Here is a 24,166-nt window from a genome sequence, read left to right on the forward strand (position 1 = left end):
AGGAAAGAGACGAAAAGCGAAATAGGGATCGGAACCGAAGAAACAGGGGCTGAAACCGAAACAGGGACTGAAAGCCGCTCAAGACCGGTGTTAACCCTTCGGGGCGCCAGACGCGAGGTGCGGCTCGGGAACCAGCCGCGTCACAGGATGCAAAACAGGGCGCGACAGAAGATAGCGCACGCACGAGGAAAGAGGCGGAAGCGCTGAGGCATGCGATGTACGGGTAAAGTGTGCGTACTTGTAGTGTGCGTACTCTTATAATGTGACAGTCCGGCGCAATCACGTCGTGGGGCACCCGTCGGTTCGACGAAAGAATGTGCCTCAGGATACGCCGATGAGGTCGACTTGGCATCCGCGTGTTGCGCTGGCCGTCGCGGTCGTGGGTAATGGACGCTGGCGCATATTTTCACTCTTTCAAGGAATGGCCGATGCACCCGATGCTCGAGGATATCCAACTCGTCGCCTTCGATCTCGATGGCACGCTGATCGATTCCGTGCCGGATCTTGCGGCGGCGGTCGACGCGATGCTGTCCGAGCGGGGGCTGCCCGCCGCCGGAGAGGCGCGGGTCCGAGACTGGGTCGGCAATGGTTCGCACAAGCTGGTCGAGCGCGCCCTGCAGTGGGCATGCCTGCGCGAGCCGGCCGAAGCCGAGACCGATGCGGCACTCGCGCGGTTCATGGACTTTTATGGCCAGGACCCGTGCGCGCGGACTCGAGTCTATCCGGGGGTCGTGAAAGCACTCGAGCGCCTTCACGAGCGCGGCATCATCGTCACGCTGATCACCAACAAGCCAGCGGCATTCATCGACCCGCTGCTCCGCGGGCTGTCGCTGGCATCGTTCTTTCAGCTGGCGCTGGGCGGCGACTCGCTACCGGAGAAGAAACCGCATCCCGCGCCGCTACTTCACATGGCCGAACATTTCGGCGTCGCCCCGGCCAACGCGCTGATGGTGGGTGACTCCCGCCACGACGTGGAAGCCGGCAAGCGGGCCGGCTTTCGCACCCTGGCGGTGCCGTACGGATACAATCACGGCGAACCCGTGGCCGAGAGCGGGCCTGACGGCATTGTTGAATCGCTCGAGGAACTCGTTTAGGGTTTTTGCCGACACCTCGTCACCGACAGCCTCACCGTGCCTTGTACGCCGAAGGCGTCGGTTGCTTTTCCCACCCACGTTTTTCTGTTTCTGGACCGAGCCCGACATGCGACCGGATAGCCAACGCCCTGTTTGCCCCAGCGCCCTGATGCGTCACGTCAAGCGCTGGCGATGGTGACCCTCAGCCGTTGTGAATCCTTTCGCTGAATTCGATCGTCGGAGCCCGGTACCATGATGACCCCTGAACGTTTTGCCGAGCTGGCTCAGGCCGGCTACAACCGTATTCCCGTCACGCGTGACGTACTGGCGGATCTCGATACGCCATTGTCGACCTATCTCAAACTGGCCGACGCGCCCTGGACCTTTCTGCTCGAGTCCGTGCAGGGCGGCGAGAAGTGGGGGCGCTACTCGATCATCGGGTTACCATGCCGGGAGCGCATCGAGGTTCGTGGTTTTACCGTGCGCCACATCGTCGACGGCGAGCAGCAGGGCGCTGCCGAGGTCGAGGATCCGCTGACCTGGATCGAGCAGTTCCAGTCGCGCTTCAAGGTGCCGATCCTCGACGATCAGCCGCGCTTCGACGGCGGGCTGGTCGGTTATTTCGGCTATGACACCATCCGCTATATCGAGCCGCGTCTACGCTCCAGGCTGGCGGCGGAGAAGCCGGACCCGATCGGCGTGCCGGATATCCTGCTGATGGTCTGCGACGATCTCGTCGTGTTCGACAACCTTTCCGGCCGGCTGCAGCTCTGGACGCATGCCGATCCGCAGCAGGCCGATGCCTACGCCGACGCCGTCGAGCGTCTCGAGGTGCTTGAGCTCAAGCTGCGCAGCGCAACCTTCAACACGCTGAGCCCCGGCACCGGTCGTGCCGATGTCGCCGAGGACGACTTCCACGCCAGCTTCAGCGAGCAGGGCTACAAGGACGCGGTGGCCAGGATCAAGGAGTACGTGCTGGCCGGAGACGTCATGCAGTGCGTGCCTTCGCAACGCATGTCGATCCCTTACCAGGCGCCGCCGCTCGATCTGTATCGCGCGCTACGCAGCCTCAATCCGTCGCCGTACATGTTCTTCCTCAATCTGGACGATCATCATGTCATCGGCTCCTCACCGGAGATCCTGACGCGTCTGGAGGGCGAGGAGGTGACGGTTCGTCCGATTGCCGGCACCCGCCATCGCGGGGCGACGCCAGAGGAGGACAAGGCACTCGAGGAAGATCTGCTGGGCGACCCCAAGGAGATTGCCGAGCACCTGATGCTGATCGACCTCGGGCGCAACGATATCGGCCGCATCAGCCAGACCGGCACGGTCGAGTTGACCGACAAGATGGCGATCGAACGCTACTCCCACGTCATGCACATCGTCTCCAACGTCACCGGCAAGCTGAAAGAGGGGATGTCCGCGATGGACGTGCTGCGCGCCACGTTCCCGGCGGGCACACTCTCCGGCGCACCGAAGATCCGCGCGCTGGAGATCATCGACGAGCTGGAACCCGTCAAGCGCGGTGTCTACTCAGGCGCGGTCGGCTATCTCTCCTGGCATGGCAACATGGACATGGCGATCGCGATCCGCACGGCCGTATTGAAAGACGGCGAGCTACATGTTCAGGCGGGCGGCGGCATCGTCGCCGACTCCAATCCGGACGACGAGTGGCACGAAACGCTCAACAAGCGTCGGGCGCTGTTCCGTGCCGTGGCGATGGCCGAGAAGGGGCTCGACAATCTGAATTGAGCGCCTCTTCTCGCTAGACGTTCTCGGGCGGCTCTCCCGCCGCCCTCTGGGGTATGAACCTGACCTCCTGTCGGGCGAGATGGCCGGGCTGTCATCACTCGGTCATCACCGTCGGTTCTTATCGGCGGTATGCGACCCGAATTTCCCAGACCCGTCTCTTCTCGACATGGCCGCCGACGGCCTCGCCAGGCGGGCGGCCTTGTCGTGCCTTGGCGCCCGATGATGGCTCTCGTGCTGGCCGGCGTCGCCCTGGTAGTGGTCATACGCTGGGGCGACGCGCCCGTGGCCTTTATCGAGACGTTGCCCGCGCTGCCGCTCTTTGCCGTGATGGCCGGATTGCCGGCGCTGGGGTTGCCGATGACACCGCTTTACGTGCTGGCCGGGCTGCGCTTCGGTATCCCCGCCGGGCTCGCCTTCTCGGCGGCGGCCACGCTTTTGAACCTGTTGCTCTGCTACGCCCTCGCCAGCGGCAGGCTGCGCCCGTTGCTGCAACGGCGGCTGGCGCGTCGCTTTCCGCGGCTCGGCGACCTTCACGAAGCGAGCGGCGATGCCTGGCGATTCGCGCTCTGCGTCAAGCTGATACCGGGGGTGCCGATGTTCCTCAAGCACTACGCGCTGGGGGCACTTGGCGTGCCTTGCCGCATCTACCTGACGGCGGCGCTTCTGACCACCGGGCCTTACGGTGCCGCGTTCGTGGTGCTGGGCCAGTCGGCATTGGAGGGTCGCGCCGGGCTGGCGCTGGTGGCGATCAGCATACTGCTTCTGACGTCGGTGCTGCTGGCGGGGTGGCGACGCCGACGGCTGCGTGTCGCGGCCGCTTGATGTCGCCGCGCCCGATGAGGGCGGGCGCGGCGATCATGAGGCGCAGACATAGGGCGCAGAGAGAGTGGCGATCAGTCGACCTTGCCGAGCAACAGGAACTCGATCAGTGCCTTCTGTGCATGCAGGCGATTGCCCGCCTCCTGCCAGACCACGGCGCGCGGGTCGTCCAGCAGTGTCGTGCTGATCTCTTCACCGCGGTGTGCCGGCAGGCAGTGAAGGAAGATGGCATCCGGGGCTGCTAGATCGAGCAGGGCTTCGGTGACCTGAAAACCGGCGAACGCTTTCTCGCGTTTGGCCTGCTCCTCTTCCTGTCCCATCGAAGCCCAGACATCGGTGGTCACGAGGTCGGCGCCTTTGACGGCCTCGGCCGGGTCGCGCACCAGCGTGACGCATTCGCCCGCGGCTTCCAGGATGTCGTGGCGCGGATCGTAGCCTTCCGGGCAGCAGATGCGCAGGTTGAAGCCGAACTGGCGCGCTGCATTGATCCACGAATGACACATGTTGTTGCCGTCGCCGATCCACACGGCGGTCTTGCCTTTGACCGATCCGCGACACTCCGTCCAGGTCATGACGTCGGCGAGCAGCTGGCAGGGGTGGTAGTCGTCGGTCAGCGCGTTGATCACCGGCACCGTGCTGGCCGCGGCGAACTCCTCGAGTCCGGCGTGGGAGAAGGTCCGGATCATGACGGCGTCCACCATCTCGGAGAGGACGCGGGCAGTATCGCCGATCGGCTCGCCGCGGCCCAGCTGGGTATCCCGCGGCGATAGAAACAGCGCGTGACCGCCGAACTGCGCCATTGCCGTCTCGAACGAGACGCGCGTCCGCGTCGAGGACTTCTCGAAGATCATCGCAAGCGTGCGGTTCGAAAACGGCGTGTAGGTCGGGCCGTGCGTCTTCAAGCCATTCTTGATGGTGATGCCGCGCTGAATCAGATACGCCAGCTCGTCGGCGGAGAGATCCAGCAGGGTAAGAAAGTGACGTGCGCTCATCGATGATGTCCTGTCATGACGCGAAAGCGAAGCAGAGGGAGCACGCATCCGTGAGTCGCGCACCACCTCGACGAGTTCCCGCTGGCGCAATCGCCGGCGGGGCTAGAAAACGAAAAAAGCGCCACGAGCCGAGAGCCGGTCGGTCCTCGGTAAAGCGGCGCTGAACGGGCCGAGACGTGTTGCCTGGCCGGTTCCTGCGAAAGAGAACCATCCTACGCAGAGGCGCTGAGCGGCGCAACGGCGGCGATGATGGCCCCGGGGGTGTTTTCGCCCGATGTCATCAGTAGAATGGGGTTACGGTCATTCCACTTCGCAATGACGCGAGAGGGCGGCGATGCCGGCTTCTCCCGTATAGGACGTCTCATGAGCGATACCCTTGAAACGATCAAGCAGCAGATCGGCGAAAACGCGATCTTGCTTTACATGAAGGGCACTCCGCAGCTGCCTCAGTGCGGTTTCTCCGCGCAGGCGGTGCAGGCGCTGATGGCCTGTGGCGAGCGTTTCGCCTTCGTCAACATTCTGGATAACCCCGACATCCGCGCCGAGCTGCCGAAGTACGCCAGCTGGCCGACGTTCCCGCAGCTTTGGATCAACGGCGAGCTGGTCGGCGGTTGCGACATCATCGTCGAGATGTACCAGAACGGTGAGCTCGAGCCGATGATCAAAGATGCCGCGAAAGCCGCCGAGACCTCCAGCGACAGCTGATCCCGGTCCCGGAATGCCAAACGCCCCGGTCAGTGCAAAGCTGACCGGGGCGTTTTGCGTGGAGCAGGAGCGATCTCAGGGCTCGTCGACGCCTTGCTCCTTGAGCGCCAGGTGCCAGCCGCCGAGATCCTTGAAGCGATTGACGATGGCGCAGAACAGTTCGGCGGTGCGTTCGGTGTCGTAGCTCGCCGAATGGGCCGAGGCATTGTCGAACTCGATGCCGGCTGCCTGGCAGGCACGGGCAAGGACGGTCTGGCCATAGGTCAGTGCGGACAGCGTCGCGGTGTCAAAGCTGGAAAAGGGGTGGAACGGATTACGCTTGATCGCGCATCGATTGATAGCGGCGTTGAGAAAGCCGTGATCGAACGAGGCGTTGTGGCCAACCAGAATGGCGCGGGTGCAGCCGTGCGACTTGATGGTCTTGCGCACGGGTTTGAAGATGCCGTCCAGCGCCTCGCGCTCACTCACCGCGACCTGCTTGCGAAAGGCGCTGTCGAGATCGATGCCGGTAAAATCCAGGGCCGACTGTTCGACGTTGGCGCCCTCGAAGGGTTCGATATGGAAGGTGACGGTCTCGAGCGGCAACAGATTGCCCTGTTCATCGATCGTCAGCGGCACGGCGGCGATTTCGAGCAGGGCATCGGTCGCGGCGTTGAAGCCGCCCGTCTCGATATCGACCACCACCGGGAGATACCCGCGAAAACGCTGCGCCATCAGCTCCCTCGTGCTGGCGTCCGACATGCAATGACTCCCATCCCTGTGAAGTGGTCGCGATCCAGTCGACATGATCGATACACTGGCGACTCTGACCGCGTGAGACCGGGCGACCGTGGTCGCTGTTTCGATCTGGCGAAGTCTAGCAGTTTCGGCCTTGGCCGTCCTGCTGCTCGGTGTTCGGCGGGCTCTCGGGGCGTTATAATCGCCGCATCCCACGGCCGACGTGGCAGCGTCTGGCTGTCACGGTCGAGCCAAAAGGTTCAGAACCCTCACAACAGGAGCTCTCGCATGTCCGATGTCAAGAAGGTCGTCCTCGCCTACTCCGGCGGCCTTGACACTTCCGTGATCGTGAAGTGGCTGCAGGAAACCTACGCTTGCGAAGTGGTCACGTTCACCGCCGATATCGGTCAGGGTGAAGAAGTGGAACCCGCGCGAGCCAAGGCGCAGGCGCTCGGGGTCAAGGAGATCTACATCGAGGATCTGCGCGAAGAGTTCGTGCGCGACTACGTCTACCCGATGTTTCGCGCCAATACCATCTACGAAGGTGAGTACCTGCTCGGGACTTCCATCGCCCGTCCGCTGATCGCCAAACGCTTGATCGAGATTGCCAACGAGACCGGCGCGGATGCCATCTCGCACGGTGCGACCGGCAAGGGTAACGACCAGGTGCGCTTCGAGCTGGGTGCCTACGCGCTCAAGCCGGGCGTCAAGGTGATCGCGCCGTGGCGCGAGTGGGATCTGACCTCGCGCGAAAAGCTCATGAATTACTGCGAGCAGCACGAGATCCCGGTCGACTTCTCCAAGAGCAAGAAGAAGTCCCCCTATTCGATGGATGCCAACCTGCTGCACATCTCCTATGAGGGCGGCATTCTCGAAGATCCGTGGGCCGAAGCCGAAGAGGACATGTGGCGCTGGAGCGTTTCGCCCGAAGCGGCACCGGATGAGCCGACCTATCTCGAGCTGTCGTTCGAGAAAGGCGACATCGTCGCGATCGACGGCGAGCGTCTGAAGCCGCACGAGGTGCTTTCCCGATTGAACAAGATCGGTGGCGACAACGGCATCGGTCGTCTCGATATCGTCGAGAACCGCTATGTCGGCATGAAGTCCCGCGGCTGCTACGAAACACCGGGCGGCACGATCATGTTGCGTGCCCACCGCGCGATCGAATCGATCACGCTGGATCGGGAAGCGGCGCATCTGAAAGACGAACTGATGCCGAAGTACGCCAAGACGATCTACAACGGCTACTGGTGGAGCCCGGAACGCCGGATGCTGCAGGCGGCGATCGATGAGACCCAGACATTCGTCAACGGTACGGTGCGCATGAAGCTCTACAAGGGCAGCGCGACCGTGGTCGGTCGCAAGTCCGAGCAGTCGCTGTTCGACGAATCGATCGCGACCTTCGAAGATGACGCTGGCGCCTACGACCAGAAAGACGCCGAGGGTTTCATCAAGCTCAACGCACTGCGCCTGCGCATTGCGGCGGGCAAGGGACGTTCGGCCAGCTGACGCGCTGTCACGGTCTCGGGCGGTAGTCGTCGGGAGGCCGTGCGGTCGGCAGATGCTCAAGCAGGCGCTAGAGGAGTCGAGCATGTTGAAAAAACTGTTCTCGGGATTGCTGGGTGGCGGTGATCCCAGTGACAAGTCGCCGCAGAAGGAACGCGAGCCGGTCGAGTACAAGGGGTTCCTGATCGTTCCCGATCCGCAGGAGGCCGGCGGCCAGCACCGTGTGAGCGGCTGGATTCGCAAGCCGGTCGACGGTGGCGAGATGCGTGAGCGTCGCTTCGAGCGCTCCGACGTGGTTCCCGGAGAAGACGCCTGCGTCGAACTGACGATCGCCAAGAGCCAGCGCTACATCGACGATATCGGTGAAGGAATGTTCGAGCAGGAGCACTGAGTCTCTCGAACGCTTTCGCTTCATAACGGCGCCCGCGGGCGCCGTTTTCGTATCCGACGAGGGGGCCCTCATGAGAGCGCTGCTGCTCTCGGCCTATGCCGCGGTCAGCCACCGCATCTGGGCCGACGATCTGATCGAGCAATTTCCCGAGGTCGAATGGGAGCGACTCGAGCTTTCACCGCGCCATTTCTCCTGGCGTATCCGCGCCAATCCGCTGCTGTGGTGGCAGGAGGCGCCCGATCGTCTGTCGCGTGATTACGACCTGGTCGTGGCCACGTCGATGGTCGATCTCGCGACGCTGGTGGGTTTGTTTCCGTCGCTCGCCAGGGCGCGCAAGGTGGTCTATTTCCACGAGAATCAATTTGCGTTTCCGCTCGCGAGCGGCCAGCCTCTGCGCCCCGAGTCCCTGATGGTCAATCTTTACGCCGCGATGGCCGCGGATGTCGTGGCATTCAATAGCGCCTACAACCGCGACAGCTTCATCGCAGGCGTGCACGCCTTTCTGTCGCGTATGCCGGATCGGCCAAAGCTCGACGGTTGGCTCGATCGACTTGCCGAGCGGGCGATGATACTGCCCGTGCCGCTACCGGAACGCACGCCGCTGCCCCCGCGCGCCGGCCAGCGCATTCTCTGGAATCATCGTTGGGAGTACGACAAGAACCCCGAGACGTTCTTTGCGGCTCTCGAGCGGCTTGTGGCAAGGGAGATCGATTTCGAGGTCGCTGTCATGGGGCAGCAGTTTCGACAATCGCCTGCGGTCTTTACTCAGGCTCGCGAATGGTTGGGCGCGCGCGTGATTTGCTGGGGAGAGCAGCCACGGGCGCGTTATCTCGAGATGCTCGCGGCCTGCGATATCGTCGTGTCGACAACCCATCATGAGTTTCAGGGCCTGGCGATCATGGAAGCCGTGACCCATGGCTGCCTGCCGCTGGTACCGGATCGACTCTGCTTTCCCGAGCTTTACGCCAGCGCCTATCGTCACGACGGCAGCGTCGAGGACCTGGCCGAGCGCCTCGAGCGCTGGTTGCATCAACCTGCCTCGCGTCCCGATCTCCCCGATGCGTCGGTCTGGCAGTGGTCGCACTGGCGAGAGCGCTATGCGGCGGTGCTTTTGGCCGATTCTCGCTGAAGGCTTGGCGTCTTGCGCTGCGAGAATTGGCGGCAATGACGATAAATGCCTATCGTGAATCAGGAAACTCGGCCGAGGGACGATACCTTGATCGTCGTGCACCATCTTGAAAATTCGCGTTCCCAGCGCATCGTCTGGCTTCTCGAGGAGCTCGGCGTGGCATATGAGATCCGGACCTACCGCCGTGACCCGCGTACCATGCTCGCTCCCCCTGAGCTGAAAGCGGTCCATCCACTCGGCAAGTCGCCGGTGATTACCGATGGGGAAATTACCATTGCGGAGTCGGGCGCCATCATCGAATACCTGACCGCGCGTTTTCCCGAGCCGGCACTGGTACCAGCGGATGGAACGCCCGAGAAGCGACGCTACACTTACTGGCTGCACTATGCCGAAGGCTCGGCCATGCCGCTGCTGGTCATGAGTCTGGTATTCTCTCGACTCGGCAAAGCCTCAGTCCCGCTGCCGCTTCGTCCGATCGGCAAGCTGATGTCCCGTGGGGCGCATCGGCAATATCTCGACCCGCAGCTTAGGCTGCATTTCGATTATTGGGAGCGTGAGCTCGAAACGCGTGAATGGTTTTGCGGTGATAGCTTCACCGCTGCCGATATTCAGATGAGCTTTCCGGTGTTGGCCGCAGCGGGTCGCGCGGATCTGGCGGGATATCGGCGGATTTCGGCAGTGCTGGCGCGGATGCAAGCGAGACCCGGCTATCGACGAATGATCGAGAAGGTCGGTGAGTTTCGTCTTTAACGCGAAGAGCACTGGCTCCAACCAGGCGAGCGCGGGCCAGTCTTGATGACCGGGCGCGAAACACACGGCAAGGGAGAGGCCCATGGGCTGGTCAAAGACGAAAATGACGCTTTTGGCAGGAGCAGTCGGCCTCTGTCTGAGCGCGACGGTGTCCTGGGCGCAAAGCGAAACGGGCGAGTCGCCGTTCGATCACCAGCCGGAAACGCGGCTGGCCTGCGAGCGGCTCGAGGCGCAGATCGACCAGACGATCCGTGACAACGGAGCGCGACATTTCCTGCTCGAGGTCGTCGATAACGCGCAGATCGAAGATGGAAAGGTTAGGGCTGGCGAAGCGTTTGCCGGAGCCGAGGTCGTGGGAAGCTGCGATGGCGGCACGCGCAAAGTGGTGTACAGCCGTCATGGCGCCACCGAGATGAGCGAGCCGGATGACGCTCCGGGCGACGAACTACCGGAATCCAGCGGTGACCCCGTGCCGAGTGAATCGGACGATGGCGCCGCCGCCCAGGAGCCGGAATCTGCCCCCTAGCGAATTCGCGCGCCTGGAAGGCCGCTGGAACTCGTCAGGCGATCTCGACCTTGTCGGGAAACTCGCACAGGTCCTCGATCACGCAGCTGCCACACCGGGGCTTGCGCGCCAGGCAGGTGTAGCGGCCATGCAGAATCAGCCAGTGATGGGCGTCCTTGAGATACGCCTTGGGGACGAAACGCATGAGTTTCTTTTCGACCTCCAGCACGTTCTTGCCGGGGGCAATCCGCGTGCGGTTGGATACGCGGAAGATGTGAGTGTCGACCGCCATCGTCAGCTCGCCGAACGCCGTGTTCAGAATCACATTGGCGGTCTTGCGTCCGACGCCGGGTAGCGCTTCCAGTTCTTCCCGGGTACGTGGGATCTCGCCGGCGTAGCGCTCCGTCAAAATGTGGCAGGTCTTCATCAGATTCTCGGCCTTGGTGTTGTAAAGGCCGATCGTCTTGATGTGCGACTTGAGTCCATCGATGCCCAGATCGATGATCGCCTGCGGCGTATGAGCGACGGGAAACAGCCGCGCCGTCGCCTTGTTGACGCCCACGTCTGTCGCCTGCGCGGAGAGCAGAACGGCGGCGAGAAGCTCGAACGGCGTTGTCCAGTTCAGCTCCGTCGTCGGGTTGGGGTTGTGTTCCTGCAGCCTGGCGAAAATGCGCGCGCGTTTTTCGGCATTCATGAATTGATTCCTTCCGGCGTCTGGCTGGCCGAGGCGATCAGATGCTGCGCTTCTCGGATCTTGGCTTCTGCCTGCTCGATGCCGCCTGAGTCCTGCTGGCGCTGGAAGTGGGCAAGCTCCTGTCGCGCCTTGCGCAGCGCCTGCTCCGCCGCCGCCACCGCAATGTGCTGATGTTGACGCTCATGCTTCAACTCGCCAGCGCGCGGCTGTTCGAGCTGCTGATCGAGTGCGGCCAGCTGCATCTCGAACGCCGCGATACGCTCTTCGAGTGATCTTCGTTGCGCGTCATCTGCCTTTTCGAGCTGGCGTCCGAGGCGCTTTAGGCGGGCGGTGATGGTTGCCCGCTGCGCTTTCAGCGCGGTCGGATCGACAGTGGCCGGGGGCATCGAGCCGGCGGCGGAGGACGACTCGCTCTCGTGCGGCTTACCTCTTGCGGCCGCGATTCGCGCTTCGCGTTTGCGCCGCTTTTCCGATTCAAGCGCCGCGAGGCGTCGATCGCGAGCCTCATAACGCCGGCGGCCATTGGCAGCTCTAAAGGCGAGATAATCCTGGCGCTGTTCGTCGTTGGTCGCCTCGGCCCATTGCGGATGTTCGATCAAATCGATGCAGTCCACGGGACAGGGGGCCACGCAGAGTTCGCAGCCGGTGCACTCCGTTTCGATCACGGTATGCATCTGCTTTGCCGCGCCGAGAATGGCATCGACCGGACACGCCTGAATGCACTTGGTGCAGCCGATACATTCGGCCTCGCGGATCACCGCCATCAGCGGTGTCTGCGCGGGCTCGATCAGGGCAAGTGCCGGTTGCCCGGTGATTGCCGCCAGGCGATCCCGCGTACGTTCTCCCCCGGGAGGGCATCGGTTGATCGCTTCACCCTGAACAATCGCTTCCGCGTAGGGACGACAGCCGTCATGACCGCACTTGCCGCACTGTGTCTGCGGCAATTCGGCATCGATGCGCTCGACGGTGATATGGGCGGCAGGCAACGAACGGCTCCCGAGGGCGAAAAAACGGCTGGCATTATAACGTCTCGCCGTGAGTGCTTCGAGACGCCATCTTGAGAGCGAGCTTTGCTCGCGAAAGAGGCGGCCGAAAAACCACGCTGAATCATTTCTTCGTGAGCAGAGCTCTCTCCTACCCCCAATCACCGGCATCATCGCGAGAGCGAGCGACCACTGTTGGAGCGAGCTCCGCTCGCGAATGCCGCAGGCGCAACGTCGTTAGGCGTCAACCCGCCGCTAACCCCTTCGTGAGCAGAGCTCCCTCCTACCAAACCGATGACCGATGCCATTGTTGGAGCGAGCTTTGCTCGCGAAAGAGGCGGCCGCAACATCACGCCGCATCGCGAGCGAAAGAACTCCGCAAACCCGGACGCTCAGGTCACTCGCTGACCCGGCTGGGCGCCGCTATCCGGTGAGAGCAGGTAGATGCCCCCGTCATCGCCCGCGGCAAGTACCATGCCCTCGGAAACGCCGAAACGCATCTTGCGCGGCGCGAGATTGGCGACCATGACGGTGAGGCGGCCCTCGAGCGCTTCGGGCGCATAGGCCTTACGGATACCGGAGAAGACCGTGCGCGTCTCGCCGCCCAGGTCGAGCGTCAGCTCGAGCAGCTTGTTGGAACCCTCGACGTGCGCTGCCTTGGCGATTCTGGCGATACGCAGATCGACCTTGATGAAGTCATCGAAGGCGATCTCGTCGGCGATCGGATCATCGGCCAGCGGGCTGGAAGTCGCTGCATCGTCGGCAGAGGCCTTGCCGGTCAATTTCTTCTCTTCTTCGAGCACCTCTTTCGAGGCCTCGATCATGGCGTCGATCTTGTCGCTCTCGACGCGCGTCATCAACGGCTTGAATTTGCCGATCTCGTGCTCTTCGAGCACATGCTGACGGCTTTCCCAGTCGAGCGAATCGACCTGCAGGAATATCCGCGCCTGTTCGGCCATTGCCGGCACCACGGGCTGCAGATAGACCATCAGGGTGCGGAACAGGTTGATGCCGACCGAGCAGATGTCGATCACTTCCTGCTCGCGACCGGCTTCCTTCGCCAGCACCCAAGGGGCTTTGTCGGCAATGTAGGTATTGGCTTCGTCGGCGAGCTCCATGATCCGGCGCATCGCACGGCCGAATTCACGCGCTTCGAAGTCTGCGGCAATCTCATCGCCGGCGTAGATGAAGCGCGCGAGGAGATCTGGCTCGGCACACTGCGCCGAGAGCTTTCCGCCACCGAGTTTCTTGATGAATCCGGCACAGCGGCTGGCGATGTTCACTACCTTGCCGACCAGGTCCGAATTCACCCGAGCGGCGAAGTCTGCCAGGTTGAGGTCGAGATCGTCGACGCCGGCGGTCAGCTTGGCGGCGAAGTAATAGCGCAGATATTCCGGATTCAGATACTCGGCATAGGTCTGCGCCTTGATGAAAGTGCCGCGCGACTTCGACATTTTGGCGCCGTTGACGGTGACGAAACCGTGGCAGTTGACCCCGGTCGGCGTGCGCAGGCCGGCGCCTTCGAGCATGGCGGGCCAGAACAGTGCATGGAAGTAGACGATGTCCTTGCCGATGAAGTGATATACCTCAGCGGTGGAGTCAGCCTTCCAGTAGCTGTCGAAGTCGATCCCTGTCCGCTCGCACAGGTTCTGGAAGCTGGCGAGGTAACCAATCGGCGCATCCAGCCAGACGTAGAAATATTTGCCCGGCGCGTCGGGTATCTCGAAGCCGAAGTAGGGCGCATCGCGAGAGATATCCCACTCGTTGAGACCGGCCGCGAACCACTCCTGCAGTTTGTTGGCGATCTGTGGCTGCACGCGGCCCGACCGGGTCCACTGCTTCAGAAACGTCTCGAAATCCGGCAGCTTGAAGAAGTAGTGGGTCGAGGTGCGCACTTCCGGCGTGGCCCCGCTGATCGCCGAGACCGGGTTGATCAGCTCGGCTGGCGTATAGGTCGCGCCGCACACTTCACAGTTGTCGCCGTACTGATCTTCGCTTTTGCACTTCGGGCAGGTGCCCTTGATGAAGCGGTCGGCCAGAAACAGGCCCTTGACCGGATCGTACATCTGCTCGATATCACGGGTGCTGATATGGCCGGCATCGCGCAGCGCGGTATAGATGCGCTCGCTATGAACGCGATTCTCGTCTGAATGCGTCGAATGGTAATTGTCGAAGGCGACGCCGAACCGGGCGAAATCCGCCTGATGCTCCTCGCTGACCTTCGCGATCAGCTGCTCCGGCGTGATGCCTTCCTGCTCCGCACGCAGCATGATCGCCGTACCGTGAGCATCGTCGGCGCAGACGTAGTGGCAGTCATGGCCGCGGCTCTTCTGGAAACGCACCCAGATATCGGTCTGGATGTACTCCAGCAGATGACCCAAATGGATCGAGCCGTTGGCGTACGGCAGCGCGCTGGTGACGAGGATCTGGCGCGAGAGCGAGGCGTTGTTCGACATGGTGACGTGGCGATTCCCGTGACGATACCCGCGACGCGCGATGGCGCTGACGTCACGGGATGGATAGGCTGAAAACGTGGCCGAAGATTGTAGCATCGATGGCGGTGACTTTGCGTTCGCGACGTCCGGATGGGAGGGGCCGTCTGATGCCGCTTCCGACCGTTGTCTCCCGCCCGGCAGGTGTGCATGCCACCGTAGGTTCAGCCGTTGCTCACTCTCACCAAAGCCTTGCCGTTGAAGCTGCGCACGCGTAACGCTTCGAGGTGATGCGGCAGTTCCGAGAAAGGCTTGATCACCACATCTTCGCCAATGATTTTTTCCTCGGCCAACTCGGTCAGGATGGTCTCGCCAGCGCGAGTGAGGTCGGCCCAATCACGGTCGTCACCGAAATTGTGAAGTGCACCGAGGGCGACTTCATGTAGTGACCACGTCTGTGAAAATGGATCGCTGGGCCATTGCTCGACCCGACCGAGAACGCAGACCAAGTGGCCATTGGCTTTTAGGCAGGGCGCGAGCTGCTGGGCAACCTCCGCGCCTGCGGTATCGATCACGGCGTGGAACTGATGTTTCAAGCCTTCTGTGACGACGTCGTCAGCTGTCGTGAATACGCCCTCGGCGCCCATCCATTTCATTCTGAGGTGATGGCGCTGACCGCAGATGACACTGGCGGAAAACCCTCTGGCACGGGCGAATTGCAGGGCATAGAGGCCAACGGCACCGCCCGCGCCGGAAATCAGTATTTCGGCGTCCTTGCGGTCAGGAATCTTATGCACTGCCTGCCACGCGGTGAGGGCGGGGCAAGGCATGGTTGCTGCGGTAAAAAGATCGAGCTCCGGCGGAACGCGCATCAAGGCGCGTACCGGCACCGGCGTCAATTCGGCGAAGCTGCCGGGGCGACCGAGCGAGGTGTGGTAGGCAACGCGCTGTCCGATCCACGCCTTCGGCACGTTCTCACCTACCGCGATGACGCGACCAGCGCCGTCACATCCGGGCGTATGGCCAGGCGAGGCATTGCCGAGCAGTTTCCAGTCGACCGGATTGAGGCCGATGACGTCGTTGGCGATCAGTGCACAGCCGCGTTCCGGCTGCGGAAGGGGAAGGTCCTCCAGATGGAGTTCTTCAGGCTTGCCGCCGGACCCGCGCACCCAGGCAGAGTAGGTTTCAGGAATGGTTTGATCCGAGGACCACATCATTAAGCATCCTTCAACGAGCTACCCGCCGTGAAAGGCGGGTAGGGAGAGAGTTGGCAAATAACGACTCATCCGGCATCGAGCAACTGATCTCTGAGCGCTTTTGCGACGTCTGTGGCGGACTGAGGGTTCTGACCGGTGATCAGCCTGCCATCAACGACGACTTGCGGTGTCCACTCGGGACCTGGCTGCATCAACGCGCCGCGTTTCGCCAGTGTCGAGGACAGCAGATAAGGCACGATCTCTTCCAGGCCGACGGCGCGTTCCTCCGCATCGGTGAACGCGGCGACCTTACGACCCGCGACGAGATAGTCGCCGCTCGAAAGCTTGACGTTGACCAGCGCGGCGGGGCCGTGGCAAACCGCGCCGACAACTCCCCCTTGCTCCCATACCGCACGTGTCTGCGCATCGACGGCGGCGCTGTTGGTGAAGTCCCACATCGCGCCGTGGCCGCCAGCGAAGAAGATCGCCGAGTACTCTGAAGGCACGATGTCAGCAAGTTTCAGCGTCTGGCGGATAGACTGACGGAAAGTATCGTCCTGCCAGTAACGCGCGTTGGTCGTGTCGTCGAGATCGAGCCCGTCGACCGGTGGCTCACCGCCGAAGATCGACGCAAAGCGAACAGGAATTTCCGCGGCCTCCAAAACGGCCAAGGGGTGTGTGACTTCCGAAAGATAAAATCCGGTTGGGCCGCCACCTTCACCCTTCGTACCGTGACTCGTCATGACAATGAGAACTGGTTTTAGCGCTTTGGCCATACAAATTCCTCCTGATCATTACGGCTGCCTGGTTAGACGTCGGCTTTTCTGCCCGAATATGGCGGATAGTCGGTGTAGCCGTGAGCGTCGCCACCGTAGTAGAGCGCCATGTCAGGCTCGGCGACGGGCCAGCCATGCCGATAGCGCTCGACCAGGTCGGGGTTGGCGACATAAGGGGAGCCGAAGGCGGCCAGGTCGATCGTGCCGGCGTCGAGCAGGGCGTTCGCTTTATCCAGATTCAAGCCGCCAGCCAGAATCAGCGTGCCATCGTAAGAGCTGCGGAACTGTTCCAGAAAGCCTTCCGGCATGGCCGGTGCGCCGCGGCTAGCTTGATCCATGATGTGGATGAACGCGATACCACGATGACCCAGTTCCTTGGCGAGGTAGAGAAACGTTTCCTCTTCGCCGTCGAAGTCACCCAGGTCGTGAAGGCGGCCGAACGGCGACAAACGGATACCGACGCGGCTCGCACCGATACGTGCGATACAGGCATCGACAACCTCCAGAGCGAACCGGGCACGGTTCTCCGTAGTATCACCGCCATACTGGTCGGATCGGTCATTGATGGCGCCATTGATGAACTGTTCGACGAGATAGCCGTTCGCACCGTGAATCTCGACACCATCGAAACCAGCTTCCACCGCGTTTTCCGCCGCTTTTGCGAAGTCTTCGATCACGCGTCCGACTTCTGCCGTGGTCAGCGCATGCGGCTTGCTGGCAGGAACGAATCCGGCGTTGCCATTCTCGTCGTAGCCGAAAGCGGAAGAGTTCTCGGCCTGGAGGCTGGTCGGGCTGACCGGTGCTTTGCCATCCTCCTGCAACGAGACGTGAGACATACGGCCGACGTGCCATATCTGGGTAAATATGGAACCTCCCTGATCGTGAACGCGGTCCGTGACCTTGGACCAGGCTGCGATCTGATCGGCGTTCCATAATCCGGGGCAGTCGACGAAGCCGTTACCTTCCCGCGAGATCGGCGTACCTTCGGTGACGATCATGCCGGCACCCGCTCGCTGGCCGTAGTAGCGAACCATCTCCGCGGTGGGGACATAACCCGGGGCACGTGCCCGGGTCATGGGAGCCATCACCGCGCGATTCTTTAGCTTCAATCCCTCTAGATCGTAGCTGTCGAAAAGTGTTGGCATGACGAGGCTCCTTAGTTGTAGGCACCAGCTGAGTAGGTCAGCTCATAGCTGTGGCTGTAGATTTCGAAGATGTTGCCGAACGGATCTTCCATGTAAACCATGCGATATGGCTTTTCGTTGGGGTAGTACTCGCGAACTGGCATCCGCTGCTTGCCGCCTGCGGCCACGACGCGCTCGGCGAGACCCTCGACGTCGGGATCTTGGACACAGAAATGGAAGACGCCGGACTTCCAGTATTCGAAGTTGTTCTCCGGACGTTCGGCGTTGGCGAACTCGAAGATTTCGACGCCGACGCGATCACCCGTGGAGAGGTGAGCAATTTTGAACGACCCCCAGTTCGGGCCGAAGACATCGGAACACATGACGCCGATGGCGCTATCGTCTTCTTCGACCTGGGTTGGCGGCATGATGAGATACCAGCCCATCACTTCGGTGTAGAATTTGACCGCCGCCTCGAGGTCGGTAACCGAAAGACCGATGTGCGAAAATGCTCTGGGAAATACGGGCATGAAAGAATCCCTCGTTTGTGTGTGAGAACTCCATCGATGTTAGATCTGCACGGGCATAAGGAAAACGAGGTGTGGTTAATACATATTATAAGAATTCGTTATGATTAATCCCCAGTGGGCGCTTAGTTTTGCCACGTTGGTCGAGCAGGGCAGCTTTACTCGCGCTGCGGCGCATCTTGATCTCACGCAGGCCGCGGTCAGCCAGCATATCCGTCATTTGGAGCAGCATTTGGGGCCATTGTTGCTTCGTCGGTCACGTAAGCTCGAATTGACGCCGGCTGGTGAGGCGATGCTCGTGTATTGTCGGGATATCGACGCGGCAGCGCGGCGACTACAGGTGAAACTGGAAGATCGCGACACCGACAGTGGAGAAATCAGTCTCATTACGCCGGGCAGCGTGGGACTCCGCCTGTATCCCATCCTGCTCGATCTACAGGCCAAGCAGCCCCATATCGCGATTCGACATCGCTTTGCGCCGGATTACGAAGTCATTGATGCTGTCTCCCACAACCGCTTCGAGCTCGGACTGGTGACGCTAAAGCCGGAGGACCAGAGCTTGACGGCGACGCCATTTCTCGAAGAGGCCTTGGAGCTAGTGTTGCCCGCTAATGCCGACGTCAGCACCTGGCAGGATCTCGAACGTTTGGGGTTCATCGATCATCCTGATGGCAAAGCGATGGCTACTCGGCTGCTAGCCCGGCGTTTCCCGGGTAACCCGGGATTCGACAAGCTGCCCAAACATGGCTTCATCAACCAGATCGGCTTGATCCTGGAACCCGTTGCCAGAGGGTTCGGATTCACCGTCGTGCCCCGTTACGCGAGAGAGGCCTTTCACATGCCTGCAGCTATCAAGGTCTTTCCCTACGAGAAGCCAATCATTGATACGCTGTGGCTGATTCATCGTGCCGAGTGGCCGTTGACCGCTAGAACACGCCGTGTTCTGGAAAGTCTAAGCCGACAGATTGCTTCTGGGCCTGATTTGTCTTGAGTCAGGCGAAGTCCGCTGGATCGCCTTCTATCTCGGCTGATTACGTATCTCGGCTGACTGCGACAGCGAACGACGCATCAGGCGCCGTAGGCACGGCCAGGCAGTGATCGAGCCAGACGATCCCTGAACCAGATGTGAGCCGGATCGCTGTGAACGCGCTCGTGCCAGACCAGCAGCTTCGTGAATCCCTCGATCGCGATGGGGGGGCGAAACGCGGTCAATCCAGAGGTGTCTTCAAGCAGCCGCCCAGGCACCAGCGCACAAACATCCGAATTCCTAACGATTTCGAGAAGAATCATGAAGCTGGGCACTGTCGCGACGACATGCCTGGTCAACCCCTTTGCGGCCAGTGCCGCATCCGTGGCGCCCTGAAAATGCGTGCCATCATGGGACATCAAGGCGTGGTCAAGGCTGCAGAAGCTTTCCAGTGATAGCGATCCCTCGGAAAGTGCAGGATGCCCGTGGCGAACGACCCCGATGTAGCTTTCCTCAAAGAGTTTTCGCGCTCGTAATGTGTCCGGTGCCATGTCGGGTGTCACTAGTGCCATATCCAACTCGCGATCTTCGAGCTGGCGAGCGAAGCTGGCACTGGTTACCGATTGAACGGCGATTTTCACTCCCGGAGCTTCCCGTCGTAGCGCGCTCAGAAAAGGCACTATGATGGCGTGCTGTGCATAGTCCGTAGCCGCGATGTGAACCGTGGTCTCGGCAGTACCGGGGTCGAAGTCCTCGGGCTTCAGTAAATGCTCGACGTTGGCCAGCACGGATGCCAGTGGCACGGTTAGCGCTTCGGCCCGTGGCGTGGGTCGCAACCCCCTCTGAGTGCGAACGAACAGGGGATCTTGGAAGGTATCGCGAAGGCGCGCCAGCATGCCGCTAACGGCGGGCTGCGTCAGGCCTAATCGCTCGGCAGCGCGGGTGACTGATTGGGTTTCGAGCAGCGCATTCAGCGCCCTCAGAAGATTGAGATCGATCTTTGAGATATTGCTCAAGCTGATACCTGAAATATCCTATTCTAATTGGCGTTATATCTTGCCTGCGGCCATATTGCCATCCCACTGATGTGGTAACACGTTTCTTTCAGCATGTTTTAGCAGGGAGACAGACGATGAGCGATATTATTTGGCCCCAAGGTTTTGTACCCGGATTCACGGACAATTTCTGTTCGAACGAAGTAATCGTGCAAGGGCTCACCACAGAGCAGATTTGGCCCTTTCTGGCCAATCCAACGCGCTGGCCTGATTACTACCAAAATTCCTCCAGTGTGAAAATTCATGATGGTACGGGGCCGGAACTGGAGCACGGAACCCGCTTTTTCTTCAAAACATTTGGCTTTCCGGTCGAATCGCGTTGTGTCGAATACGTACCTCCAGTCGAAGGGCAGCCTGCGCGGCTTGCCTGGCACGGCTGGTTCGGAAATGAGGGCGCTGACGACCGACTGGATGTCCATCACGCTTGGTTGATCGAAGACCTCTCCGCGGGTCGCGTGCGGATCCTCACTCAGGAAACCCAGAACGGCAATCCGGCAAAAGAGCTCGCTCAGACCGTGCCCAATCCTATGATCAATGGCCATCAAGAGTGGCTCGACGGGCTGGTGCAGGCAGCGAGGCAGGCAGGCTGAGATTGCATGCTTTTCTGCCTTGTGGGACAACTTATCGCTCGCTACCCGACCTGCCTGCTATGTGGCTGTGGCAGGTAAGCGCTGTCTTCGCATGCCGATAGGATTTCCCTTCGTGACCATTTCTCGTCGCCGCTTCGTCAAGGCCCTGGCCACCATTGGAGCATTGAGCAATGCTCAGTCGCTGTTTGCAAAGTCGCCTGCGCCGACCTTGCCACTGGAAGTCGCCGTGCGCTCACCGTGGCTGGCGAATCAGGTTGCGCTCACGAGTCAAGGCCGACTGTTTCTCGGGCTGCCTCGCCATGAACTCGCGGTCGAGACGCCTTCGGTCGCGAGACGCGAGTCCGACGGATCGCTGAGGCCATTTCCCGGCGGAGGCTGGAATGCCTGGCAGCCCGGCGACGATGGCATCGACGCCTTCGTTTACATCAACTCGGTGCATATCTTTGCCGATGACACGGTATGGTGTGTCGATCAGGGGATCTTGAGCGGTAAAGGGGCCGCCGACGCCAACGCGGCATTGGATGATCGTGCCAGGAAAATCGTCCAGCTGGATGCCGAGAGTGGGGCTGTCATCGATGTTCTGCGCTTCGATCCGACGATCCTTCCGCAAGGCGCCAAACTGAATGACATTCGGCGACATGGATCAACGCTTTACGTGACCGACTCCGGGCTCGGCGCGCTGATCGTGCACGATCAGACAAGCGGCAAGACGCTTCGGAGGCTTTCCGGGATGGCGCCAATGTTGGCAATCCCCGGGAAGATGCCGGCGGGATTGGCGAGCCGTCTTAAAGGTCGCGAGTTTCATCCGCCGAACAGCGATTTCCTTGAAGTAACCGGAGACGGAGAATGGCTCTACTGGTCCGCACCCACCGGACCCTTCTATCGCATCCGCACCTCGTTTCTGAAAGATGAGCGCCTCGATGACGAGGCATTGCTCGCTCACGTCGAGCCTGTTGCAGATATCACTTTCTCCAGTGGCTGCTCAATGGACAGTCGAGGAAATCTCTATCTTTCGGAAACCACGACAGGGCGAATTACGTTGCTCACGAGCGACCGGCGCCAGGTCACTTTGGTCGACGATCCTGACTTGATGCGCCCCGACGGAAGCTTCATCAGTCATGACCGAAGACTCTATATTCCGGTCAAGACGCCGCCTGCGGCCTATGCGGATACCGATGCGCCGTATGTGATTTACTCGGTTGGGCTGCCCGAACGTTTCGAGGGCATCGCGCTCGGCGGGCCAGTTGGCTAACCCCGCAGGGGACTCATCGTCGTAGTCAACGGTTTCAGGCAGTGAGTGGCGGTTTTTAACTCGGACTGGCGATACGTTATCGTTGTATCGACGGAGCCACTGTTGGTTGCGGCGGTCCAGCAGATAGAGGCGGGTATATCGCGAAGCTTTTCTTAGCAAAGGGTAACTGCTCGCGGACACCCCTCCGCTTTCGTGGCTGTGACATAGTCTCTCGATTACTGCTTTGACGGCACATCAAATGTTCAGGTGGCTGAATGGACCGCAATCCAATCGCCTGTGATCTCAGTGCATCACGTCATGTGCATCTGGGTATCCATTTTCCGATAACGGTTCTCTATGCAAAAGGACAGCGCATTGTTGGAAGTGACATTGGACGTTGCCCCGCCGGGTTCGGCAGAACTTCTGTATAAGTTGATGACAGCGGATGAGACGTGGACTCTTTATAATGGCCCATATTTCGGCTATCAGCGTCCTTCGTTTGATGAGTTTCGGGAAAGACGCTTCAAGCGATTACAGGCCGGCGACGACGCCCAAGTCATCTTTCTGGAAGGGCGCCCGGTAGGCGAAGTCAGTTTCTACTGGGAATCCGAAAGCACGCGCTGGCTCGAGGCCGGGATCGCGATCTATGACTCCAGCGTTTGGGGCCGGGGGATTGGTCACCGGGCCCTGCAGCAGTGGACGACCCGCCTGTTCGAACGCCTCGAAGTCGAACGTGTCGGACTGACGACCTGGTCCGGCAATCCCGGCATGATGACCTGCGCGCTCAAGGCGGGTTATCGGCTGGAAGGGCGGCTGCGCAAGGTGCGCTTTTATCAGGGCGAGTATTACGATTCCCTTCGCTACGGAGTACTGCGCAGTGAGTGGGGTGAGCCTTTGGTGCCTGCGTCTCCATCGAGCGATAGCCTCGAGGCGAGACTTCTCGACACGGAATTGCTCGACACCATTTCACGCATGGAGTCCCGCTTGTGCGCCGGTGAGCCCCATGCCGTTCCCCGCTGGTGCGAGGTGTATACGGCACTCGCGGCAAGGTTCGCCGAGGACCTGGGAGCAGGTTCTCGGGAGACGCTGCTGGCTCGCTCCGGCGCGTTGATGATGTTGCAGGCGCTGGCTGAAAACGGCATTGGTGGAGAAACGTCCCGGCGTGCTGGCGGTGATATCGGGCCCGGTAGAGCTGACGCTCGCGAGAAGTCTCCATGAATTTGACGCCGGCGCAATCGGACTTTCTACAGCGTTACCGGGACTCGACAGAAATGATCGATGGTGCCCAAATGCCGGGCGTGGTCGCAGAGTGCTTTGGAGATCGGCCAGTATTGATCGACGAGTGCGCGCGGCTGATTCACGCCGGTATCAAGCGAGCCAGTTGCAGCTGGCTGGCGGTATATCGCGCCGGACAACAGCCGCTGCCTGAAGTTGGCCAGCTGACGATCGTGCTGGATAGCGCGGAACTGCCGGTCTGCATCATCAGGTTGACCGCGATCGACATCTGTCGCTTCGACGACGTATCTCCTGAATTTGCGACGCTCGAAGGCGAGGGAGATGGCTCCTACTCGTGGTGGCATCGCGAACACCTTCGCTTCTTTCGTCGTCAGGCCGCCGAGCTGAATATCGCTTTCACGGGAGACGCCGAGTTACTGCTCGAGTATTTCGAGAAGGTATTTCCCTGATCGACCGGGATCCGAGAGTCATCATGAATTCTTCATCAGCCGCGGCTTCGACACCTCAGATTACCTTGATTGATCTTGGCGGCACTCTTTGGAAGCAGGCCCGCGAGTTGCGATATCAGCTGTTCTTTGCCGATCACGGACTGCCCGAGTCGGTGATGGATGACGAACGGGAGGCGTCTGCCTGGCATCTCGCTGCCGTGCGGGATGGCGATCTGCTGGGCTATGGGCGATTGAACCAGCTTCCGGATGGCAGCTGGCTGATTTCGCAGATGGTCGTGGCTCCAGCGTGCCAAGGGCAGGGCGTCGGGAGGCTCATACTGAGAGAGCTGATCGACGCGACGGTCAGGGCAGGAGGCGGTGTCATCCGACTGAATGCGAGGTGTCACGCGACGGCGTTCTACCGAAACGAGGGCTTCCTGCCTGTCGGCGAGCCTTTCGTTTCGGCGATCACGGGAGTCGAACACGTCGAGATGGCCAGAGGATCATGAACCCTCGACGGTGAGAAAAGGCCTTTCCTGTTCCCTTCCCGGCAAGATGAACCGCTTTCGGTGAGGACGCCCGTGCCTC

At 61.0% G+C, this 24,166-nt stretch carries 25 protein-coding genes; 15 read left to right on the forward strand and 10 right to left on the reverse strand.

Annotated features, from left to right (window positions below):
* The first annotated feature begins 428 nt into the window (after positions 1–428).
* From IE125_RS00430 to IE125_RS00440, 3 genes are all read left to right on the forward strand, one after another.
* On the forward strand, positions 429–1,094 hold the full coding sequence (locus IE125_RS00430) for a phosphoglycolate phosphatase (RefSeq protein ID WP_189442631.1): 666 nt from the start codon (positions 429–431) through the stop codon (positions 1,092–1,094).
* Between the two features lie 234 nt (positions 1,095–1,328).
* Positions 1,329–2,825 (forward strand): anthranilate synthase component I, encoded by a 1,497-nt coding sequence (trpE, locus tag IE125_RS00435; protein WP_189443152.1) that lies wholly within the window; start codon positions 1,329–1,331, stop codon positions 2,823–2,825.
* 222 nt (positions 2,826–3,047) lie between these two features.
* Entirely contained in the window at positions 3,048–3,647 is a 600-nt protein-coding gene (locus IE125_RS00440) for a VTT domain-containing protein (RefSeq protein WP_189442632.1), read from the forward strand.
* A 71-nt stretch (positions 3,648–3,718) separates the two neighbouring features.
* On the opposite strand, the gene argF is transcribed toward IE125_RS00440, so the two are convergent.
* Positions 3,719–4,636: an ornithine carbamoyltransferase gene (argF, locus tag IE125_RS00445; RefSeq protein ID WP_189442633.1), complete on the reverse strand. Its 918-nt coding sequence runs from the start codon at positions 4,634–4,636 to the stop codon at positions 3,719–3,721.
* A gap of 363 nt (positions 4,637–4,999) precedes the next feature.
* Between argF and grxD the strand changes: the two genes are divergently transcribed.
* Positions 5,000–5,341, forward strand: coding sequence for a Grx4 family monothiol glutaredoxin (gene grxD, locus IE125_RS00450; RefSeq protein ID WP_189442634.1), 342 nt, complete (start codon positions 5,000–5,002; stop codon positions 5,339–5,341).
* Positions 5,342–5,416: 75 nt separating this feature from the next.
* On the opposite strand, the gene rnt is transcribed toward grxD, so the two are convergent.
* The gene (rnt, locus tag IE125_RS00455; protein WP_189442635.1) at positions 5,417–6,082 is read right to left on the reverse strand and encodes a ribonuclease T; all 666 of its coding nucleotides are present in this window, start codon (positions 6,080–6,082) and stop codon (positions 5,417–5,419) included.
* Between the two features lie 264 nt (positions 6,083–6,346).
* On the opposite strand from rnt, the gene IE125_RS00460 reads away from it, so the two are divergent.
* The 5 genes from IE125_RS00460 to IE125_RS00480 all read left to right on the forward strand — a co-directional run bounded on the left by IE125_RS00460 (position 6,347) and on the right by IE125_RS00480 (position 10,360).
* Positions 6,347–7,567 (forward strand): argininosuccinate synthase, encoded by a 1,221-nt coding sequence (locus tag IE125_RS00460; protein ID WP_189442636.1) that lies wholly within the window; start codon positions 6,347–6,349, stop codon positions 7,565–7,567.
* Positions 7,568–7,649: 82 nt separating this feature from the next.
* Positions 7,650–7,955 carry an HlyU family transcriptional regulator gene (locus IE125_RS00465; protein WP_189442637.1) on the forward strand — a complete coding sequence of 102 codons (306 nt, stop codon included), beginning with the start codon at positions 7,650–7,652 and terminating at the stop codon, positions 7,953–7,955.
* 70 nt (positions 7,956–8,025) lie between these two features.
* Entirely contained in the window at positions 8,026–9,084 is a 1,059-nt protein-coding gene (locus tag IE125_RS00470; protein WP_189442638.1) for a tRNA-queuosine alpha-mannosyltransferase domain-containing protein, read from the forward strand.
* 45 nt (positions 9,085–9,129) lie between these two features.
* Positions 9,130–9,834, forward strand: a complete 705-nt coding sequence (locus tag IE125_RS00475) for a glutathione S-transferase family protein (protein WP_308430103.1) — start codon at positions 9,130–9,132, stop codon at positions 9,832–9,834.
* Positions 9,835–9,916: 82 nt separating this feature from the next.
* Complete coding sequence (locus tag IE125_RS00480; RefSeq protein WP_189442639.1) at positions 9,917–10,360, forward strand: DUF1161 domain-containing protein; 444 nt, start codon at positions 9,917–9,919, stop codon at positions 10,358–10,360.
* A gap of 34 nt (positions 10,361–10,394) precedes the next feature.
* Here IE125_RS00480 and nth read toward each other — a convergent pair whose 3' ends face one another.
* The 7 genes from nth to IE125_RS00515 all read right to left on the reverse strand — a co-directional run bounded on the left by nth (position 10,395) and on the right by IE125_RS00515 (position 18,074).
* The gene (gene nth, locus IE125_RS00485) at positions 10,395–11,033 is read right to left on the reverse strand and encodes an endonuclease III (RefSeq protein WP_189442640.1); all 639 of its coding nucleotides are present in this window, start codon (positions 11,031–11,033) and stop codon (positions 10,395–10,397) included.
* Positions 11,030–12,019 (reverse strand): RnfABCDGE type electron transport complex subunit B, encoded by a 990-nt coding sequence (locus IE125_RS00490; protein WP_229808850.1) that lies wholly within the window; start codon positions 12,017–12,019, stop codon positions 11,030–11,032. Before IE125_RS00490 ends, nth begins: the two co-directional genes overlap by 4 nt.
* A 389-nt stretch (positions 12,020–12,408) precedes the next feature.
* On the reverse strand, positions 12,409–14,472 hold the full coding sequence (gene metG, locus IE125_RS00495; RefSeq protein WP_189442641.1) for a methionine--tRNA ligase: 2,064 nt from the start codon (positions 14,470–14,472) through the stop codon (positions 12,409–12,411).
* Between the two features lie 200 nt (positions 14,473–14,672).
* A complete protein-coding gene (locus IE125_RS00500; RefSeq protein ID WP_229808851.1) occupies positions 14,673–15,665 on the reverse strand; it encodes an alcohol dehydrogenase catalytic domain-containing protein in 993 nt (330 codons plus the stop codon).
* Positions 15,666–15,730: 65 nt separating this feature from the next.
* Positions 15,731–16,420, reverse strand: a complete 690-nt coding sequence (locus IE125_RS00505; RefSeq protein WP_189442642.1) for a type 1 glutamine amidotransferase domain-containing protein — start codon at positions 16,418–16,420, stop codon at positions 15,731–15,733.
* A gap of 32 nt (positions 16,421–16,452) precedes the next feature.
* Entirely contained in the window at positions 16,453–17,565 is a 1,113-nt protein-coding gene (locus IE125_RS00510) for an alkene reductase (protein WP_189442643.1), read from the reverse strand.
* Positions 17,566–17,576: 11 nt separating this feature from the next.
* Positions 17,577–18,074, reverse strand: coding sequence for a lactoylglutathione lyase family protein (locus tag IE125_RS00515; RefSeq protein ID WP_189442644.1), 498 nt, complete (start codon positions 18,072–18,074; stop codon positions 17,577–17,579).
* 100 nt (positions 18,075–18,174) lie between these two features.
* Between IE125_RS00515 and IE125_RS00520 the strand changes: the two genes are divergently transcribed.
* Positions 18,175–19,062, forward strand: coding sequence for a LysR family transcriptional regulator (locus tag IE125_RS00520; protein ID WP_189442645.1), 888 nt, complete (start codon positions 18,175–18,177; stop codon positions 19,060–19,062).
* A gap of 77 nt (positions 19,063–19,139) precedes the next feature.
* Here IE125_RS00520 and IE125_RS00525 read toward each other — a convergent pair whose 3' ends face one another.
* Positions 19,140–20,054, reverse strand: a complete 915-nt coding sequence (locus tag IE125_RS00525) for a LysR family transcriptional regulator (RefSeq protein WP_189442646.1) — start codon at positions 20,052–20,054, stop codon at positions 19,140–19,142.
* A gap of 116 nt (positions 20,055–20,170) precedes the next feature.
* On the opposite strand from IE125_RS00525, the gene IE125_RS00530 reads away from it, so the two are divergent.
* The 5 genes from IE125_RS00530 to IE125_RS00550 all read left to right on the forward strand — a co-directional run bounded on the left by IE125_RS00530 (position 20,171) and on the right by IE125_RS00550 (position 24,087).
* On the forward strand, positions 20,171–20,683 hold the full coding sequence (locus tag IE125_RS00530) for an SRPBCC family protein (RefSeq protein WP_189442647.1): 513 nt from the start codon (positions 20,171–20,173) through the stop codon (positions 20,681–20,683).
* A 112-nt stretch (positions 20,684–20,795) separates the two neighbouring features.
* Complete coding sequence (locus IE125_RS00535) at positions 20,796–21,935, forward strand: L-dopachrome tautomerase-related protein (RefSeq protein WP_189442648.1); 1,140 nt, start codon at positions 20,796–20,798, stop codon at positions 21,933–21,935.
* Positions 21,936–22,298: 363 nt separating this feature from the next.
* The gene (locus IE125_RS00540; RefSeq protein ID WP_229808891.1) at positions 22,299–23,132 is read left to right on the forward strand and encodes a GNAT family N-acetyltransferase; all 834 of its coding nucleotides are present in this window, start codon (positions 22,299–22,301) and stop codon (positions 23,130–23,132) included.
* Entirely contained in the window at positions 23,129–23,599 is a 471-nt protein-coding gene (locus IE125_RS00545; RefSeq protein ID WP_229808852.1) for an ASCH domain-containing protein, read from the forward strand. Before IE125_RS00540 ends, IE125_RS00545 begins: the two co-directional genes overlap by 4 nt.
* A 23-nt stretch (positions 23,600–23,622) precedes the next feature.
* Positions 23,623–24,087, forward strand: coding sequence for a GNAT family N-acetyltransferase (locus IE125_RS00550; RefSeq protein ID WP_189442650.1), 465 nt, complete (start codon positions 23,623–23,625; stop codon positions 24,085–24,087).
* The last annotated feature ends 79 nt before the right edge of the window (positions 24,088–24,166 follow it).

This window comes from Salinicola rhizosphaerae (genome assembly GCF_014652715.1).
Classification (GTDB): Bacteria; Pseudomonadota; Gammaproteobacteria; order Pseudomonadales; family Halomonadaceae; genus Salinicola; species Salinicola rhizosphaerae.

Excerpts from the sequence above, each read along its gene's own strand:
- IE125_RS00430 (WP_189442631.1), top strand. The coding sequence starts at position 429 with ATGCACCCGATGCTCGAGGATATCCAACTCGTCGCCTTCGATCTCGAT.
- trpE (WP_189443152.1), top strand. The coding sequence starts at position 1,329 with ATGACCCCTGAACGTTTTGCCGAGCTGGCTCAGGCCGGCTACAACCGT.
- IE125_RS00440 (WP_189442632.1), top strand. The coding sequence starts at position 3,048 with ATGGCTCTCGTGCTGGCCGGCGTCGCCCTGGTAGTGGTCATACGCTGG.
- argF (WP_189442633.1), bottom strand. The coding sequence starts at position 4,636 with ATGAGCGCACGTCACTTTCTTACCCTGCTGGATCTCTCCGCCGACGAG.
- grxD (WP_189442634.1), top strand. The coding sequence starts at position 5,000 with ATGAGCGATACCCTTGAAACGATCAAGCAGCAGATCGGCGAAAACGCG.
- rnt (WP_189442635.1), bottom strand. The coding sequence starts at position 6,082 with ATGTCGGACGCCAGCACGAGGGAGCTGATGGCGCAGCGTTTTCGCGGG.
- IE125_RS00460 (WP_189442636.1), top strand. The coding sequence starts at position 6,347 with ATGTCCGATGTCAAGAAGGTCGTCCTCGCCTACTCCGGCGGCCTTGAC.
- IE125_RS00465 (WP_189442637.1), top strand. The coding sequence starts at position 7,650 with ATGTTGAAAAAACTGTTCTCGGGATTGCTGGGTGGCGGTGATCCCAGT.
- IE125_RS00470 (WP_189442638.1), top strand. The coding sequence starts at position 8,026 with ATGAGAGCGCTGCTGCTCTCGGCCTATGCCGCGGTCAGCCACCGCATC.
- IE125_RS00475 (WP_308430103.1), top strand. The coding sequence starts at position 9,130 with ATGCCTATCGTGAATCAGGAAACTCGGCCGAGGGACGATACCTTGATC.
- IE125_RS00480 (WP_189442639.1), top strand. The coding sequence starts at position 9,917 with ATGGGCTGGTCAAAGACGAAAATGACGCTTTTGGCAGGAGCAGTCGGC.
- nth (WP_189442640.1), bottom strand. The coding sequence starts at position 11,033 with ATGAATGCCGAAAAACGCGCGCGCATTTTCGCCAGGCTGCAGGAACAC.
- metG (WP_189442641.1), bottom strand. The coding sequence starts at position 14,472 with ATGTCGAACAACGCCTCGCTCTCGCGCCAGATCCTCGTCACCAGCGCG.
- IE125_RS00500 (WP_229808851.1), bottom strand. The coding sequence starts at position 15,665 with ATGATGTGGTCCTCGGATCAAACCATTCCTGAAACCTACTCTGCCTGG.
- IE125_RS00505 (WP_189442642.1), bottom strand. The coding sequence starts at position 16,420 with ATGGCCAAAGCGCTAAAACCAGTTCTCATTGTCATGACGAGTCACGGT.
- IE125_RS00510 (WP_189442643.1), bottom strand. The coding sequence starts at position 17,565 with ATGCCAACACTTTTCGACAGCTACGATCTAGAGGGATTGAAGCTAAAG.
- IE125_RS00515 (WP_189442644.1), bottom strand. The coding sequence starts at position 18,074 with ATGCCCGTATTTCCCAGAGCATTTTCGCACATCGGTCTTTCGGTTACC.
- IE125_RS00520 (WP_189442645.1), top strand. The coding sequence starts at position 18,175 with ATGATTAATCCCCAGTGGGCGCTTAGTTTTGCCACGTTGGTCGAGCAG.
- IE125_RS00530 (WP_189442647.1), top strand. The coding sequence starts at position 20,171 with ATGAGCGATATTATTTGGCCCCAAGGTTTTGTACCCGGATTCACGGAC.
- IE125_RS00545 (WP_229808852.1), top strand. The coding sequence starts at position 23,129 with ATGAATTTGACGCCGGCGCAATCGGACTTTCTACAGCGTTACCGGGAC.
- IE125_RS00550 (WP_189442650.1), top strand. The coding sequence starts at position 23,623 with ATGAATTCTTCATCAGCCGCGGCTTCGACACCTCAGATTACCTTGATT.